We start from the raw sequence: 16,559 nt of genomic DNA on the forward strand, positions 1-16,559 counted from the left end.
AGCCGGGCGAAATCCTCCACACCCAAGGCGGGCGGAGCATGTTAGGCTGCGCCCCATGACCGCCCCCCTGTCGCAGCCCTTTTCCATCCCCGGCATGCTGCCCGATGCCGACGCCGAGAGCGCCTGGATCGAGGTGATCCGGAAGATGGACGAGACTTACGCCAATCTGGTGTCGCAGCAGGTCGAACTCGAGCGCAAGAATGCCGAGTTGGAGGAGGCGCAAGCCTTCATCGCCAGCGTCCTCGGCTCGATGACCGACGTGCTGATCGCTTGCGACCGCGACGGCCGGATCGAGCAGACCAATCCGGCCGCCGAGCGGGCGCTCGGCTGCACCGGGCGGGAGCTGACCGGCCGGCTGCTGCGCGACTTCCTCGACCCCGCCTCCCACCCCGCCTTCGCCCGGCTGTGCAGCGCCGCCCTCCAGCGTGAAGGCGGCAGCGACGTGGAACTGTCCCTGCGTGGGCCGACCGGTCCATTCCCCGTCGCGGTCAACAGCACGGTGCGCTACGACCAGCGCGGCCATGCCATCGGGCTGGTGCTGGTCGGCCGGCCGATCGGAGAATTGCGCCGTGCCTACCGCGACCTCGCTTCCGCCCATGAGGGGCTGAAGCAGACGCAGCAGCAGCTGGTCCATTCGGAAAAAATGGCGTCACTCGGCCGGCTGGTCGCCGGCGTGGCGCATGAACTGAACAACCCGATCTCCTTCGTCTACGGCAACGCCCATGCCATGCGCCGTTATGTCGACCGGATGACCGCCTATCTCGACCGCGTGCATGAGGGTGCCGGCGCCGCCGAACTGGCGGCGCTGCGCAAGGAACTGCGCATCGACCGCGCCCGTGCGGACGCGGCGGCGACGCTGGACGGCATGCTGGAGGGGACTGAGCGGGTGCGCGACATCGTGGCGGAGCTTCGCCGCTTCTCGTCGGAACAGAAGCACGCCTCGGAACGCTTTGATTTGACGGCACTTCTTCGGTCCGCAGTGACCTGGGTGGCGAAGGCGCAGATGCCGGACCTGACCGTCGTCTTCGACCTGCCGGAGACGCTGGAGATCGCCGGCCATCCCGGCCACCTGCATCAGGTCGCCATGAACCTCGTCCAGAACGCCATCGACGCCATGGCCGGCGCCGGGGTCAAGCGGCTGGAACTGCATGGCCGGGAGGAGGCCGGGGAGGTCGTCGTCACCATCCGCGACACCGGCCACGGCATTCCCGAGGCGATCCTGGGCCGGGTCTTCGACCCCTTCTTCACCACCAAGCCGGTCGGCAAGGGCACCGGGCTCGGCCTGTCGATCAGCTATCAGCTGGTGCGCGACCATGGCGGTGCGCTGGCCGCGGCCAACCATCCCGACGGCGGGGCGCTGTTCACCCTGACCCTGCCGGCGGCCGGGCACAAGGAAGGGTCCGCGCGATGACCGGTCAGGTTGGAAGAGAGCGTCCGCTGTCGGTGCTGTGGCTGCAATCGGGGGGCTGCGGCGGCTGCACCATGTCGCTGCTCTGTGCCGAATCCCCCGATCTGATGGCGCTGTTCGAGACGGCCGGCATCCGCCTGCTCTGGCATCCCAGCCTGTCCGAGGAAACCGGGGCGGAGGCGCTGGATCTGTTCGAGCGCATCCTGTCCGGGGCGGAGCCGCTGGACGTGCTGTGCGTTGAGGGGTCGCTGCTGCGCGGCCCCAACGGCACCGGACGATTCCATGTGCTGGCAGGAACCGGCCGGCCGACCATCGATTGGGCGCGAGAACTGGCCGCCGTCGCCGGCACCGTGCTGGCCGTCGGCACCTGTGCGGCCTATGGCGGCATCACCGCGGGCGGCGAGAACATCGCCGATGCCTGCGGCCTGCAGTATGAGGGGACGCAACGCGGCGGGGCGCTGGGCGGGGAGTTCCGCGCGCGCGGCGGCCTTCCGGTGGTGAATGTCGCCGGCTGCCCGACCCACCCCAACTGGGTGACCGAGACGCTGATGCTGCTGGGCGAGAATGCCCTGGGAGCCGACGATCTGGACGTCTACCAGCGCCCGCGCTTCTACGCCGACCATCTGGTCCACCATGGTTGCTCGCGCAACGAGTATTACGAATACAAGGCCAGCGCGGAGAAGCCGTCGGACCTCGGCTGCCTGATGGAGCATCTCGGCTGCCTGGGCACACAGGCGCATGCCGACTGCAACACCCGCCTGTGGAACGGCGAGGGCTCCTGCACCCGCGGCGGGTCGGCCTGCATCAACTGCACGGCGCCGGGGTTCGAAGAGCCGGGGCATCCGTTCCAGCAGACCCCGAAATTCGCCGGCATCCCCATCGGCTTGCCGACCGACATGCCGAAGGCGTGGTTCGTGGCGCTGGCCTCCCTCGCCAAGGCGGCGACGCCGGAACGGGTGCGCCGCAATGCCGCCGCCGACCGCATCGTCGTGCCGCCCACCGTCCGCCCCACCCGGAAAGGCTGAACCGGTGAGCGAAGAAGCGAAACGACGCCTGATCGTGGGTCCTTTCAATCGTGTAGAGGGCGATCTTGAGGTAAGGCTTGAAATCGACGGCGGACGTGTTTCCGCCGCCTATGTGAACTCGCCCCTGTTCCGTGGCTTCGAGCGCATCATGGAGGGGCGCGACCCGATGGATGCACTGGTGGTGGCGCCACGCATCTGCGGCATCTGCTCCGTCTCGCAGAGTCACGCGGCGGCGTTGGCTCTGGGGGGAGCCATGGGGGTGGAGGCGCCGCGCAATGGCGTTCTGGCGACCAACCTGATGACGGCGACGGAGAATGCCGCCGATCACCTGACCCATTTCCACCTGTTCTTCATGCCCGACTTCGCCCGCCCCGCCTACGAAGGCCGCCCCTGGTTCGAGCGGGCGGAGGCGCGCTTCAAGGCGGCGCAGGGCAGCGCCGTGCGTGGCGCCACCGCGGCGCGGGCGGAGCTGTTCCATGTGCTGGGCATCCTAGGCGGCAAGTGGCCGCACACGCTGACGCTCCAGCCCGGCGGCGTGACCCGTGCGGCGGACGCCCGCGACCGGGTGCGGCTGCTCGCCACCGTCGGCGCCTTCCGCCGCTTCCTGGAGGACAGCCTGTTCGGCGCTCCGCTGGACCGCGTTCTGGAGCTTGCAACGCCGGAGGATCTGGAACGCTGGCGGCTGTCCGGTCCGGCCGGTGATTTCCGCCTGTTCCTGGAAATTGCGGAGGATCTGGATCTCGCCCATTACGGCCGTGCCTATGGCCGGTTTCTCAGCCACGGCGCCTATCCGGAGGCGGATGGCGGGCATCTCTACCGTCGTGGCATCTTCGCCGACGGTCGGGACGCCGCCTTCGACCCCGATCAGGTGGCCGAGCATCACCGGTTCAGCCGCATGGCCGGGCAGGACCGCCCCCACCCTCCCTTCGCCGGCTCGACCGTGCCCGATGGGGCGGACGAGGAGGGATACAGCTGGTGCAAGGCGCCGCGGCTGGCCGGCTTGCCCTATGAGACCGGGGCCATCGCGCGGCAACTGGTGGACGGCCATCCGCTGATCCGGGCATTGGTGGCGCAGGATGGCGGATCGGTGCGCAGCCGGGTGGTCGCCCGCCTGTTGGAACTGGCCCGCACCACCCGCGCCATGGAAGGCTGGCTGCGTGCCATTGAGCCCAACGGCCCCTGGTGTGCGACGGCCGAGATGCCCGACAGTGCCGAGGCGGTGGGCCTGACCGAGGCGGCCCGCGGCGCGCTCGGCCACTGGATGCGGGTGGAGCGCGGGCGCATCGCCGGTTATCAGATCATCGCGCCCACGACCTGGAACTTCTCTCCCCGCGACCTCGACGGCGTCCCCGGCCCATTGGAGCAGGCTCTGGTCGGTGCTGCGGTGCAGGAGGGAGAACGCACGCCGCTGTCGGTGCAGCACATCGTCCGCTCCTTCGACCCATGCATGGTCTGCACGGTTCATTGAAAAATATTGTTTTAAATCAACACGATAAGCTAGAGCGTCCGAAACTTTTCCGAAATTCATTCGGCAGCGCGTTGACATCCGCGTCCCCTCCTTGTTCTCATCCATGCGAACGCATGGAGAACAGAATGCGCGACGATCCTCAAGCGAAGCCGCCCTCCCCTTGGTCGAAGGAGGGACAACCGGTACCGGACGACCATCTGATCCTTGCCGCCTCCGTGGTGCTGACGAAGCACAGCGGCAACCCCACCACCCGCCGGGCCGATGCGACCATGCGCGAAATCATCGCTCGCGACTGGGTTGCCCAGCTGCGCCGCTGTGGCTACGAGATCACGTTCGGATCGGGGGCACCTGACCACGGCAGGATGACGGACCCATTGGAGGCACCATGTTGCCCGATCATCATCTCTTCGTGATTGAGCACGCGGCCAGCCGCCTCGCCATCTCGGCAGCAGACGCCGGCCGGACGCGGAACATCGCGGCCATGATGCTCTTCGGCAACCCGCACGCGCCCCAACGGGATGCGATAATGGTGCGGGAGTTATTGTTTTGAACAGTGCCCGAAACATAATAGTAGGTAATACTACATAGAAGGATTTGATTTCCCGCAATCCCGTAGAGAGAACAAGTTAATTTATGAATATCATCTATTCAAATACCACCGACGTTCAATTGATATGCATAGACAGCGCAAGCGCAATTATCGACAATAATGATAAGATTAACGGGGACACAATATTGACAAGAATCTGCATTTTTTGAATCATTTCTAGCTTAGATATCGGCGCTAAAGCATGCTCGACAATATCAGAAAGCCTATCAATTTCTGCACCGTTGGATTTCAATATTTCAAGCTCAGCCTCCCACTTTTCGTGATCCAGTTGGAATTCATCATAAGTGGCGAATGGCTTCGAATTTATTTGGTCGAGGATAGTAGACAATCTCTCGGTATCGGCCGCCCTGTCACAAAGCAATTTACGTACGTTCAACACTAGCTCGAACAATTGCTGTGCGTGCAGCAACCGAAGTGCTTCCCATCGACGCCGATCAGTAAGGGAAATAATAGCAAAGCTAATCGAAGAATAGGCTGTAACAACACATAGACCGGCTGGAAAAATCCAGGCGGTTTTCATAGAAAGGCTAGGGTCCGGACCCATAAAGAGCCTTTCCGCCAGGGAGCCGTTGTGATTCAACGCCCTGGAAAGGGGCTATGCGATGAGCGACGGTCAGTTCTGGTTGACGGTGGAGCAGTTCGGACGGCTTGAGCCGCACCTTCCGCGCGACACCCGCGGCAAGCCGCGCGTGGATGATCGTCGTGTGATCAGCGGAATCGTCCATGTGCTGAAGTCGGGTGGGCGCTGGGTGGATGCTCCACCGGTCTACGGCCCCCGCAAGACGCTCTACAACCGCTTCGTCCGCTGGGCGGCCAAGGGCGTGTGGGAAGACATCTTCCATGCGTTGGCAGCGGCAGGTGGCCCACCGGCCCAGGTGATGATCGACTCCACGGCGGTCCGCGCCCATCGTTCGGCAAGCGGCGGCAAAGGGGGGAGCGCGCTCAGGCCATCGGACGGTCCCGTGGCGGACGAACCACCAAAATCCACGCCCTGAGCGATCCACGCGGTCGGCCGCTCGCCTTCTTGTTGACCGGCGGTCAGGTTGCCGACTGCACCGCCGCCGATCGTCTGCTCGACCGGATGCCCGCCACCGATCTCCTGCACGGCGACAAGGGCTACGACAGTGCCGCTGTTCGCCGGAAGATCGAAGAGGCGGGAGCCGCGCCCAACATCCCGCCACGCGCCAACAAGCGCTGGAAAAACTGCTTCTCTCCCTACCTCTACCGGAACCGCAACGTCATCGAAATAGTCCTTCCGCAAATGACAAAAACGCCCTCGCTCGCCGTCGGGGCTGAGCGGGATGACGTAGCGGATTTCCACCTCACCTCCGGTAACGACGATGCGATCGATCAGCAACTCCACGAGTTGGCGCCGCCGCGCGAAGTCAGCGTCAGCCAAGCCGGACTGCATCCGCTGGCAGAAATCAGCTGCCGAAGCGGCCCAGCCAGCGAGCTTCATGTGCCGGCCGGCCTGAGCATCTAACTGTTCTGCTTGGGTGCGCAAACCTTGCATCCGCTCATCCGCCACCTGACGCCGGCGTTGATATTCCGGCAGAGGGATCACGCCGAGCAGATACGCGTCCGTCAGGCGCTCCATCTGCTGCTCAAGCCCACACTGACCTTTCCGTAGCTGTTCGCGTCGGGCTTGCAGCTCCTGGGGCAGCCAGCCTCCGCCATGCGCCCGGCTGAGGGCTTGGGCAATCTGCTCAGGGGCGGTAAGGAGTGCACAGAGATCCTTCCAAACCAAATCATCAAGCTGCTGAGCCGGAGCGTAGCGTGCTGAACAAGAGGTTTCTCGCCGGCTGGTAATCGCATCGCCTTTGCCGCGGCAGACATAGTAATTGTATCCTGGGTGAACGGTGCGGCACACACACCCTGACTGACAGACGCCACAGCTTACCAACGCTCGCAGCAGATACTCATGTCGGGTGTTATGGCGCCGTGCAAACGCTTGATTTTGATCAAGTTTTTCCCGCGCCAGCTTGAACTGTTCCTCACTGATCAAAGCCGGGATGTTCGCCACTGGCATCCACTGTTCTGCTGGCGTCGGGATCGACGAATCCGACGGGCGACCGATGGGGTGAGTGGCCGACCGACGGCTGCGGGGTGGACGGCTGCGCCACCGCCCGGCGAAGACTTGGCCGGTGTAGCTGGGGTTGGTCAGAATGCCGCGCAGGGTGGTTGGGGACCAATGCGGCCGGCCAGTCGGCGAAGCGATGCCCAGGGCGCGCAAGTACTTGGCCAAGCTGAACAAGCTGCTGTGGTCCTCAATGAAACGGGCGAACACCTCACGGATGACGGCCGCCTCCGCCGGATCGACCGTAACACCGACCGGATCGCGCGGACGATCCGGGTCCAGGCGGTAGCCGTAAGGAGCTCTGGTCCAGGGCAACAGACATCCGGCGCGCAGCTTCATCTGGCGTCCCCGTCGCATGCGTTCGGCAATCAAGGTGCGCTCGTACTCCGCCACGGCGCCCCGGATCTGCAACAGAAGCTGATCCTGTGGATCGCGTCCCATTGGCCGGTCTAGAAACTCGACCTGGCAGCCATGGTGCTCCAGTTCCTCCAACAAAACCATCAGTTGCACGTAGTTACGGGCCAGACGGTCGGGGTCCGTCACCAACACCCGCCCGACCGCACCCGCCCGTACCGCATCGCGCAACCGATCCAAGCCCGGCCGGTTCAGCGTCGCCCCGCTATAGCCGTCATCGCGGAAGATGGTGTCGCTGACGATGTCCTCGCCTTGCTCCTGCATATGGGTGCGAAGGCGATCGAGTTGCTGCTCGATGGTCTGGGCTTGGGCTTGCCGTGAGGTCGAAACCCGCACATAGATCGCCGTCCTCATGGTTCCCCTCCTGTGCTGGTGGGGAGGGGTCGACCACTTCCGGTGAAGCCGGCGAGACGGCCTGAAGGGTCATCTCCAGGATGAGCATGTATGCCCGATCCCATCGCCGGGCCCCATCCGTCGTCGCCTGCATCTGGCGGCGAACCTGCCAATGGCGCTTCATCGGTACCTCCCCGATCTGCGTTCAGATCGGGAACCGTGCTCACGCCCATTTGCGTGCAATCCCGTAGACGCAAAGCAAGCCGCCACCAACTCAGGGAAAGCCGCCCTGAGCGTGACAGGCAGAATTTGTCATTTGCGATCAGCCCATTGAGCGCATGTTCGGACGCCTCAAGGACTTCCTGCGCATCGCCACCCGTTACGACCGCTCCGCAACCAACTTCATGGCCGCCGTCCACATCGTGGCGACCGTCGCATACTGGTTATGAGTCCGGGCCCTAATCCAACGCCGCCCAACGTGTTTGCGCACTGCATTTTCCAACGGACTCCCCCAAGTGGGATGACGCGGCACCTCCGATCAATGGCAGTGACGTGCACCGGCCCGACACCAGAGCCAGCAGAGCGCCAATCACGAAACGCAGCATCGCCACCTCCTGAGATAACCGAAGCGCGAACGCTCGCCGTTCAGCGCAACCGGATTATCGCAGCGTGTGCCGCGCACCGCATTTACGTTTATCGCGTAAGTCTACGCTTGGCCAGAATTACGTTTAACACGTAAAATGCCCTCACGCTCCACCCACCTCCGGACCCTGCTTGCCGACATCCTCGGCACAGAGACTGAGCCCACGCCCATCGAACCGCACGCCCAACTGATCGACGACCTCGGCGCCGACAGCCTGGATGCCTACGAACTCCAGATCGCCATCGAGGAGGAGTTCGGCGTCGCGATCGAAGACGACGAACTCCCCCGCCTCATCACCGTCGGCGATCTGGTGAAGCGCATCGACAACGCCCAGCCACCCACCTGAGTTTCGCGGCTCGCCGCGTCCACCTGCCCTGCGCCCGGCAGCGCATGGCGTTTCCTCCACCTCACTCCCGCCGGGGCTTTCCCCGATGTCCCGGCGGTCTTTTCCGGATCCTTCCATGTCCGCTTCCCGCCTCATCGTCACCGACACCCTGACCGCCGACGGCTTGGCTGGCGTCGACCAGCACCTCGGCTTTGCCCAGCCGTCCGCCGACGAAGCCGCGACCGAGGGCGACGAGCGCGAGGCGAGTTTCTGGCGGCAGATCGCCGACCGCTGGCACGGCAAGCGCCTGGACCTGACAGCGCGGGTGACGCTCCGCCCCCCTGGTACCGGCCGGCATGGGTGACCCCAGCCGGCTTGAGCCCGTGAGAGGCCCGGCAACGCATCCCCCCAAACTCAGCGTGACCTCCCCCGGTCATGGGAACCATCATTCCGATATAAATGAGCCCAGCCCGGAAAGGTGGGGGGCAAGCGGGGATGAAGCAGTCCCAAACCTGTTGGGATTGGATCACCAAGCCGGGAGAGCGTAATGAGCGACAAACCCACCGAAGACCAACCCACAGAGGGCGAGCGCAACAGGCAGGCGCCGGAGACGCCGTCGATCGGCCAAAGCGAGGAGCCGACTGGAAACGCCCCGAAGAAGCCCGGTTCGGAAAAGGCGAGCGACCGCGAAGGCCAGACGCGGGAGCCGGGATATGACGAAGCCTAGACCCTTGCACATGCTTTCAGGAGCTTCGTTCGCCAATCTGGCTCTTTGGTGAATCGGCCTTTGTATCAGCCGTTTGAATGAAGAAGTTGAAGTGCCATCACATGTTGGCACTCACGAGACGATGAACGCCGCGTAGGACATGACGCCGACGAACATCAGAAGAGAAACCAGTCTTGCCATTTCGACCTCCATTGGGCGGAGCATCCGGCGGAGATGTCCGCCCTGATGGACAAGATCTAAATCCGCGAGGTGCCAGGATAAACGCCCGGATCCTGGTTTCACCGTTCGGCTGCGGCGAACAATCGGACCGCACACCCTGCGGCAACCTTCCAGCCAGACCGGCAAGTTGGTTGCCACTTTCCATGCATGCTGTAATGTTGATGTCCACAATCGCTGCCCTGACGAGCGATGGGTGGGGAAATATGCTGTCCGATCAAGGAGATGGCCTTATGGCCGGTCCTGGCATGGAACTTGTACGAACAAGCCTCGGCGGCAGTACGCCGCAAAATGGGACAGATGCCGGGGCATGGGAATGGACGGAACGGGGGATGGTGACGGTCGCGGGGCGGCGCGAATCCTGGTGTTGGGCATCGGCAACATCCTGTGGGCCGACGAGGGCTTCGGTGTCCGCACCGTGGAGCGTCTCGCCGCCGATTGGCGGTTTCCCGACACCGTCACGCTGATGGATGGCGGAACCCAGGGGCTGTATCTGCTGCCGCATCTGGAGACTGCCGACGCGCTGATCGTGGTCGACGCCATCGACTATGGCCTGCCGCCGGGCACCCGCCGGGTCTTCCATGGCGACGACGTACCGGCTTTCCTGGGCGCCAAGAAGATGAGCCTGCACCAGACCGGGTTTCAGGAGGTGCTGGCCAGCGCCATGTTTCTCGGCCGCTGCCCGGAAAAGCTGATCCTGGTCGGGGTCCAGCCGGAATGCCTGGAGGATTACGGCGGCGGCTTGACCGATACCGTCGCGGCCCAGGTCGCCCCCACCATCGACGTCATTCTGCAACTGCTGCACGGCGAATTCGGCGTGGAGGGCGTACGCCGGGATGCCGCTGCAGACATTGCGGCGCCGGCCATCGCCCGCGACGCCTATGAGGGCGGCCGGCCCAGCGCCGAGGATGCCTGCCGCATCGGCGATCACCGCATTCTGGCGGCGCTGTCCGCCACGGCATCCTGAGGGGAGCGACGCCAGCATGTGCATCGGCATTCCCCTGCGCCTGACCGCGGTCGACGGTATCGTCGGCCGGGCGGAGGACGGCTCCGCCATCGACCTGTCGCTGATCCCGGAGGCCGGTCCCGGCGACTGGGTGCTCGGCTTCCTGGGCGCTGCCCGCCGGTTGCTGGAGCCCGAGGAGGCATCGCAGATCCTCGATGCGCTGGCGGCGATGGCCGCGGCGATGGCCGCGGCGCTGGACGGGGAACGGCTGGACAGCGCCTTCGCCGACCTGACCGGCCGCGAACCGACCCTTCCCCCCCACCTGGAGGCGGCCCGTGCGGCCGGCCTGACGGAGGCCTGACGCCATGACCGACCTTGCACCCCCGCTCGTCAAACCGCGCCTGCCCTTGCCGCCGCTGGTCGATCTGCTGACCGACGTCCATGGATACATGCGGCTCGACCATGCCGACGACCGCCCGTGGCTGGACGATCCGGCCAAGGATTGGGTGGTCTTCCTGCCCGGCCACGGCAAGGGCAATGCGGAGACCGCCGACGTGGCCGTTATCCTGCCGGAATTGGTCCGCGCCCTGCACCCGCGCCTGAGCCCGGCGGTGGCGGGCGAGGCGGCGGAGCGCGCGATCCTGGCGCTGACCGGCATGATGAGCCTGCCGGCCCTGGTCTTCCTGCGTGGCGACCGGTTGCTGGGCAGCATTCCCCGCGTGCGCGACTGGGACGATTATCTCCAGCGGATTGGCGAGATTCTGGACGGCGGCTCGGAAGGCGGTGCGGCATGAGTTCCCTGTTCGGCATGACCCATCCGCCGGTCGGCTTCGGCCCCGGCAGCCAGCCCGATGCGACTGAGGAAGGGTTGGAGTATCTGCCGATGCCGTCGGGCATGCGCGTCTATGAACCGCACCTGCCGGAGGTCGCGGATCCCGCCCGCGCCGCCGCGGCGCGCGCGGTGCTGGTCCGCATTCATCAGGCGCTGGCCGGCTGGTCGGCGGGCGAGGAAATCCGCATTCCGGCCGACGATCTCGACGCCCCGGTGCTGGCCCTGGTGGACGAGGCGTTGGGCGAAGGCGAGGTTGCAGTCAAGGTGGAGCGGGCCGGCGACCGGCTGGAGATTCAGGAGGCGTCGCTGGCCGGCGTCTGGCGCGTGCGTGGGTTCGGTGATGGGACCGTGCGCGAAAGCCTGCTGATCGGCGCCTTCCCGCGGGTGGCGCTGAACCGCGCCTTCACCGCCGTTGCACCGGCTGCCGCCGGGCCCGCCCCGGCCGGGCTGATGAACGGCATGCCGATCCTGACCGAACTGCTGGACCGCAGCGCCGCCTGGCGCCGCGGCGACGGCCCCCACGCGGTGAATTTCAGCCTGCTTCCCCACACGCCCGAGGATCTGGCCTTCGTCGAACAGCGGCTGGGCGTCGGCGCCACCACCATCCTGTCGCGCGGCTACGGCAACTGCCGCGTCACCGCCACGGCGACGCAGAATGTCTGGTGGGTGCGCTATTACAACTCGGTCGACACGCTGATTCTCGACACGGTGGAGATCGTCGACGTGCCGGCGGTGGTCTGTGCCGCCGCGGAGGATATCGCCGACAGCGCCGAACGGCTGGCCGAGATCCTCGACGCGCTGGCGACCGATCTGGAGCGGACGCGATGAGCGCCGCCGCCGCCCGTTTCGAGGGCTCCTATCTGGGCGACGCCACGCGCATCGGCGCGGCCACGCGGATGGAATGCAAGATCTGCTGGCATGTCTATGACCCGGCGGAAGGGTGCGACCACTGGCAGGTGCCGCCCGGTACGGCCTTTGCCGCCCTGCCCGACCATTGGCGCTGCCCGGTTTGCGACGGCGCCCGCGACCAGTTCATGGCGTTGGACGGCGAAGCCGCCGTGGCGGAGACGATCGCCGCGCCGCTGCCCTCCGTCCCTGCCCCGCCCGCTCAGCCGGTCGAGACCATCGCCCGGCTGGAAGCGGCCTTCCGTGAAATCCACACTGCGCAGATGCGCGGCCTTCCCATCGTCAACGATGCGCTGGCGGTGAAGGCGGTCGGATTCCGCAGGCATGACGAGCGCTGGCTGGGCGCGCTGGTGACGCCGTGGTTCCTGAACTTCGTCCTGCTGCCGGGCGAGGGGGACGACTGGTCGGCCCTGGTCCCCGGCGCCAAGGAACTGATCGAGTTCCCGTCCGGCCGGTACGAGTTCGTCCACGCCAACCGCAAGGGGGTGGGCGCCTACAAGGCATGCTCGCTCTTTTCGCCGATGTTCGAGTTCGGCTCGATGCTCCAGGCGACCGAAACGGCCTCGGCGGCGCTGGTCTCCCTCTTCGATCCGTCCATCCGCGAGGACGGCGCCCAGACCGCGGAAATCCGCCGCCGCCGCGAGGCCGAACTGGCGCCGCCGGAAACGGTTTCTGCGGACGCCGTTCCAGAACCGGCGGAGCCGGTGCGGCCGTCGCGCCGGGCTCTGCTGGGTATGGGGGCGGGGGACGCCGGCGATGCATGAGATGGCGCTCTGCGAAAGCCTGCTCCAGGCGATGGAGGAGGCCGGGCGCGCCAACGGCTTCAGCCGCGTGACCAAAATCCGGCTGGAGATCGGCCGCTTCGCCGGGGTGGAGGTGGAGGCGCTGCGTTTCGGTTTCGATGTGGTCACGCGCGGTTCGCTGGCCGAGGGGGCGGAACTGGTGGTGCTGGATGTGCCGGGCCGCGGCTGGTGCTTCGACTGCAGCGACACGGTGGACCTGGACGACCGGCTGTCGCCCTGCCCACACTGCGGCGGCAGCCGGCTGCATCCCAACGGCGGCACCGAAATGACGATCAAGGATCTCGAGGTCAAATGAGGCCGGTTGAATGAGGAAGGATCCCGTGCGATGAGCGACCCTACCCGCCCCGGCATCCTGGTGGTGGATGACGAGCCGCGCTCCGTCGAGGTCATCGCCCGCCTGCTGGACGAGGAGTTCGAGGTCTTCACCGCCCTGTCGGCGGAGGAGGGCTTGCGCCTGCTGGAAACCGAATGGATCCAGGTGGTCTTCTCCGACCAGCGGATGCCGGAGGTCAGCGGTGTCGAGTTCCTCACCCAGGTGCGCGAACGCTGGCCCGAGGTGGTGCGGATCGTCATCACCGGCTACATCGACCCCGAGGACATCATCGGCGCCATCAACACCGCCGGCATCCACCAGTTCATCACCAAGCCCTGGCATCCCGACCATCTGCTGCTGACCGCCCGCAACGCGGCGAAGATGTACCAGCTGCAGCGTGAGCATGACCGGCTGACCAGCGAACTGAAACTGCTGCCGCCGCTGGCGGAAACCCGCGTGGCGACCAAGCGGGAGCGGGTGCGGCAGTCCTACCGCTTCGACGGTCTGGTCCGTGCCGAAGGCAGCCCGGTGGAGGAAGTCTGCCGGCAGGCGGAGCGGGTGGCCGGTTTCAACGTGCCGGTTCTGGTGCTGGGAGAGACCGGAACCGGCAAGGAATTGCTGGCGCGCGCCATCCATTACGGCAGCCCGCGGTCCGACCAGCCCTTCTACTGCGAGAATTGCGGCGCCATCCCGGACGAATTGCTGGAAAGCGAGCTGTTCGGCCACAAGAAGGGCGCCTTCACCGGCGCGCACAGCAACCGCCTCGGCCTGCTGGAGCAGGCGGACGGCGGCACGATCTTCCTGGACGAGATCGGCGACATCAGCCCGGCCTTCCAGGTCCGGCTGCTGCGCTTCCTGCAGGAGGGCGAGATCCGGCCGGTGGGCTCCAACGAGACGCGGCGGGTCGATGTCCGCGTCGTCGCCGCCACCCACCGCGACCTGACCGCCGAGGTGAAGGCCGGCCGTTTCCGCGAGGACCTCTATTACCGCCTCAGCACCATGACGCTGACCATGCCGCCCCTGCGCGACCGGCCCGACGACATCCCGGTGCTCGCCCGCCACATCCTGGAGCGGCTGTCGGCCGCCCATGGCAAGCCCGTTGCCGGCTTCGCCCCCGACACGCTGGCCTGCCTGGAGGCCTATGGCTGGCCCGGCAACGTGCGCGAGCTGCAGAACGAGATCATGCGCATGCTGGTGCTGTGCGAGGGCGACACGCTGGGGGCCGACCTGCTGTCCAACCAGGTTCTGCGCGGTGCCGCGCTGAACGCCCGCCCCGCCTCGCCGCAGGACGGTCCGCTGCCGCCGCTCGACCTGATCGGCCAGGGCGGGCCGCTGAAGTCGCGGATCGAGCGGGTGGAGGCCGGCATCCTGATGGAAACGCTGGTCCGCTGCCGCTGGAACAAGAGCAAGGCCGCAGACGAACTGGGCCTGTCCCGCATGGGCCTGCGCGCCAAGCTGGAACGCTACGGCATCGAGCGCGGGCCGACGCAGCGGCATTGATAACTTAAACGCCCTCTCCCGCCCTAGATCCCCTCTCCCCCCGGGGGAGAGGGTTAGGGTGAGGGGGATGCATAGCGTGGCTATTACGAGAATCCTCGCTGTGCGCCCCCCTCACCCCGACCCTCTCCCCAGGGGGGAGAGGGAGACCTGGGCGGGAGAGTTCACCAAACCACAAGAACCCCGAGGAGCCGTTCGATATGTCGAAAACCATCCGCCTTGCCGCCGTCGCGGCTGCCGTCGCGCTTGCCGCCACCCCTGCCCTTGCCCATCCCGGCCATCTCGCCGGGGCCGGCTTCCTCGACGGCGCCGCGCATCCGCTTGGCGGGCTCGACCACCTGATCGCCATGGTCACGGTCGGCGTCTATGGCGCCACCATCGGCGGACGCGCCGTGCTGGCGGTGCCGGGGGCGTTCCTTGCCGCCATGCTGGCGGGCGGACTGTTCGCGCTCACCGGCGGCGAGCTGCCGCTGGTCGAGCCGACGATCTACGCGTCCACGGTCGTGCTGGCGCTGCTGTGCGTCATGCCGATGTCGCGCAACGGCGTGGTGGGCGCCCTGTTCGCCGCCGCCTTCGGCCTGTTCCACGGCTTCGCCCATGGGGCGGAGATGCCGGCCGACGCCGCGGCGCTCGGCTATGCCGCCGGCTTCCTGGCCAGCACCGCCGGTCTGCATGCCATCGGCGTGGCGCTGGGTCTGGCGCTCCATCGGCTGATCGGCCGGCCGGAAGAGAATAGCCAGTCCGCCTGACACCACCGGCAATTCCCCTGCCATCCCGGCCGCCAGATCGGCCGGGAGCTTGCCACAGGCCAAAGCCCATCCGGGCATGAAACCGTTGCTTTGCCAAATGTTCGTATTACGGCACGGTTGTTGCCTATGCCCCGCGGAGAAGCGCACCGGACCCTCGCACGCCGGTGCCGCCCCAGGGGAGAAAACAAACCGATGGCAACGCTGGAAACCTTCTACGAGGTGATGCGGCGGCAGGGGATCACACGCCGTTCGTTCCTGAAATACTGCTCGCTGACCGCCGCGGCCCTCGGGCTGGGGCCGGAATTGGTGCCGCAGATCGTCCATGCCATGGAAACCAAGCCGCGCACCCCGGTGCTGTGGCTGCATGGGCTGGAATGCACCTGCTGTTCGGAATCCTTCATCCGCTCCGCGCACCCGCTGGTGAAGGACGTGGTGCTGTCGATGATCTCGCTGGACTACGACGACACGCTGATGGCGTCGGCCGGCCATCAGGCCGAGGCGATCCTCGACGAGGTGATGGAGAAGTACAAGGGCAACTACATCCTGGCGGTGGAAGGCAATCCGCCGCTGAACCAGGACGGCATGTCCTGCATCATCGGCGGCAAGCCCTTCACCGATCAGCTGCGCAAGGTCGCCAAGGACGCCAAGGCGATCATCTCCTGGGGCTCCTGCGCCTCCTTCGGCTGCGTCCAGGCGGCGCGCCCGAACCCGACACGCGCCACCCCGGTGCATGAGGTCATCACCGACAAGCCGATCATCAAGGTCCCCGGCTGTCCGCCGATCGCCGAGGTGATGACCGGCGTCATCACCTACATGCTGACCTTCGACCGTATCCCGGAACTGGACCGCCAGGGCCGGCCGAAGATGTTCTACAGCCAGCGCATCCACGACAAATGCTATCGCCGGCCGCATTTCGACGCCGGCCAGTTCGTGGAATCCTTCGACGACGAGGGCGCGCGCAAGGGCTATTGCCTCTACAAGGTCGGCTGCAAGGGTCCGACCACCTACAACGCCTGCTCCACCGTCCGCTGGAACGAAGGCACCAGCTTCCCCATCCAGTCCGGCCACGGCTGCATCGGCTGCTCGGAGGACGGATTCTGGGACAAGGGGTCCTGGTATGCCCGCCAGTCCGACATCCTCCAGTTCGGGATCGAGGCCAACGCCGACGAGATCGGCACCACCGCCGCCATCGGCGTCGGCAGCATCATCGCCGCCCACGCGGCGGTCAGCGCCCTGAAGCGCGCACAGCACAAGGGAGACGTCTGAC

At 66.2% G+C, this 16,559-nt stretch carries 18 protein-coding genes and 3 pseudogenes; 19 read left to right on the forward strand and 2 right to left on the reverse strand.

Annotated features, from left to right (window positions below; all coding sequences use genetic code 11):
- Positions 1–55: 55 nt before the first annotated feature.
- The 5 genes from VD964_RS20405 to VD964_RS20425 all read left to right on the forward strand — a co-directional run bounded on the left by VD964_RS20405 (position 56) and on the right by VD964_RS20425 (position 4,451).
- A complete protein-coding gene (locus tag VD964_RS20405) occupies positions 56–1,411 on the forward strand; it encodes a sensor histidine kinase (RefSeq protein WP_324870341.1) in 1,356 nt (451 codons plus the stop codon).
- Positions 1,408–2,433 carry a HupU protein gene (locus tag VD964_RS20410; RefSeq protein WP_324870342.1) on the forward strand — a complete coding sequence of 342 codons (1,026 nt, stop codon included), beginning with the start codon at positions 1,408–1,410 and terminating at the stop codon, positions 2,431–2,433. The genes VD964_RS20405 and VD964_RS20410 overlap by 4 nt, the downstream gene beginning before the upstream one ends.
- Before the next feature lie 34 nt (positions 2,434–2,467).
- Positions 2,468–3,901 carry a nickel-dependent hydrogenase large subunit gene (locus VD964_RS20415; protein ID WP_324870343.1) on the forward strand — a complete coding sequence of 478 codons (1,434 nt, stop codon included), beginning with the start codon at positions 2,468–2,470 and terminating at the stop codon, positions 3,899–3,901.
- 125 nt (positions 3,902–4,026) lie between these two features.
- Entirely contained in the window at positions 4,027–4,314 is a 288-nt protein-coding gene (locus VD964_RS20420; RefSeq protein ID WP_324870344.1) for a hypothetical protein, read from the forward strand.
- Positions 4,287–4,451 (forward strand): hypothetical protein, encoded by a 165-nt coding sequence (locus tag VD964_RS20425; protein ID WP_324870345.1) that lies wholly within the window; start codon positions 4,287–4,289, stop codon positions 4,449–4,451. Before VD964_RS20420 ends, VD964_RS20425 begins: the two co-directional genes overlap by 28 nt.
- A gap of 115 nt (positions 4,452–4,566) precedes the next feature.
- Here VD964_RS20425 and VD964_RS20430 read toward each other — a convergent pair whose 3' ends face one another.
- Positions 4,567–5,031 carry a hypothetical protein gene (locus tag VD964_RS20430; RefSeq protein WP_324870346.1) on the reverse strand — a complete coding sequence of 155 codons (465 nt, stop codon included), beginning with the start codon at positions 5,029–5,031 and terminating at the stop codon, positions 4,567–4,569.
- An 82-nt stretch (positions 5,032–5,113) separates the two neighbouring features.
- On the opposite strand from VD964_RS20430, the pseudogene VD964_RS20435 reads away from it, so the two are divergent.
- A pseudogene (locus VD964_RS20435) lies at positions 5,114–5,994 on the forward strand (IS5 family transposase).
- Positions 5,995–6,252: 258 nt separating this feature from the next.
- Here VD964_RS20435 and VD964_RS20440 read toward each other — a convergent pair.
- Positions 6,253–7,356 (reverse strand): annotated as a pseudogene (locus VD964_RS20440) (recombinase family protein); the annotation flags it as partial.
- 308 nt (positions 7,357–7,664) lie between these two features.
- Between VD964_RS20440 and VD964_RS20445 the strand changes: the two are divergent.
- The 13 genes and pseudogenes from VD964_RS20445 to VD964_RS20505 form a co-directional block, all read left to right on the forward strand.
- Positions 7,665–7,784: pseudogene (locus VD964_RS20445) on the forward strand (IS5/IS1182 family transposase); the annotation flags it as partial.
- Between the two features lie 291 nt (positions 7,785–8,075).
- A complete protein-coding gene (locus tag VD964_RS20450) occupies positions 8,076–8,324 on the forward strand; it encodes an acyl carrier protein (RefSeq protein WP_324870347.1) in 249 nt (82 codons plus the stop codon).
- A 115-nt stretch (positions 8,325–8,439) separates the two neighbouring features.
- Complete coding sequence (locus tag VD964_RS20455) at positions 8,440–8,667, forward strand: hypothetical protein (RefSeq protein WP_324870348.1); 228 nt, start codon at positions 8,440–8,442, stop codon at positions 8,665–8,667.
- Between the two features lie 183 nt (positions 8,668–8,850).
- The gene (locus tag VD964_RS20460; RefSeq protein ID WP_324870349.1) at positions 8,851–9,030 is read left to right on the forward strand and encodes a hypothetical protein; all 180 of its coding nucleotides are present in this window, start codon (positions 8,851–8,853) and stop codon (positions 9,028–9,030) included.
- Positions 9,031–9,562: 532 nt separating this feature from the next.
- Positions 9,563–10,213 carry a HyaD/HybD family hydrogenase maturation endopeptidase gene (locus VD964_RS20465; RefSeq protein ID WP_324870350.1) on the forward strand — a complete coding sequence of 217 codons (651 nt, stop codon included), beginning with the start codon at positions 9,563–9,565 and terminating at the stop codon, positions 10,211–10,213.
- A gap of 16 nt (positions 10,214–10,229) precedes the next feature.
- A complete protein-coding gene (locus VD964_RS20470) occupies positions 10,230–10,553 on the forward strand; it encodes a HypC/HybG/HupF family hydrogenase formation chaperone (RefSeq protein WP_324870351.1) in 324 nt (107 codons plus the stop codon).
- Between the two features lie 4 nt (positions 10,554–10,557).
- On the forward strand, positions 10,558–10,986 hold the full coding sequence (locus VD964_RS20475; protein WP_324870352.1) for a hydrogenase: 429 nt from the start codon (positions 10,558–10,560) through the stop codon (positions 10,984–10,986).
- Entirely contained in the window at positions 10,983–11,852 is an 870-nt protein-coding gene (locus tag VD964_RS20480) for a hydrogenase expression/formation protein (protein ID WP_324870353.1), read from the forward strand. Before VD964_RS20475 ends, VD964_RS20480 begins: the two co-directional genes overlap by 4 nt.
- On the forward strand, positions 11,849–12,694 hold the full coding sequence (gene hybE / locus VD964_RS20485) for a [NiFe]-hydrogenase assembly chaperone HybE (RefSeq protein ID WP_324870354.1): 846 nt from the start codon (positions 11,849–11,851) through the stop codon (positions 12,692–12,694). The genes VD964_RS20480 and hybE overlap by 4 nt, the downstream gene beginning before the upstream one ends.
- Positions 12,687–13,028 (forward strand): hydrogenase maturation nickel metallochaperone HypA, encoded by a 342-nt coding sequence (hypA, locus tag VD964_RS20490; protein ID WP_324870355.1) that lies wholly within the window; start codon positions 12,687–12,689, stop codon positions 13,026–13,028. The genes hybE and hypA overlap by 8 nt, the downstream gene beginning before the upstream one ends.
- Positions 13,029–13,058: 30 nt before the next feature.
- Complete coding sequence (locus VD964_RS20495) at positions 13,059–14,546, forward strand: sigma-54 dependent transcriptional regulator (protein WP_324870356.1); 1,488 nt, start codon at positions 13,059–13,061, stop codon at positions 14,544–14,546.
- Positions 14,547–14,743: 197 nt separating this feature from the next.
- Entirely contained in the window at positions 14,744–15,292 is a 549-nt protein-coding gene (locus VD964_RS20500) for a HupE/UreJ family protein (RefSeq protein ID WP_324870357.1), read from the forward strand.
- A gap of 192 nt (positions 15,293–15,484) precedes the next feature.
- A complete protein-coding gene (locus VD964_RS20505) occupies positions 15,485–16,558 on the forward strand; it encodes a hydrogenase small subunit (RefSeq protein WP_310118411.1) in 1,074 nt (357 codons plus the stop codon).
- Position 16,559 lies beyond the last annotated feature (1 nt).

Source organism: Azospirillum sp., from assembly GCF_035628975.1.
Classification (GTDB): Bacteria; Pseudomonadota; Alphaproteobacteria; order Azospirillales; family Azospirillaceae; genus Azospirillum.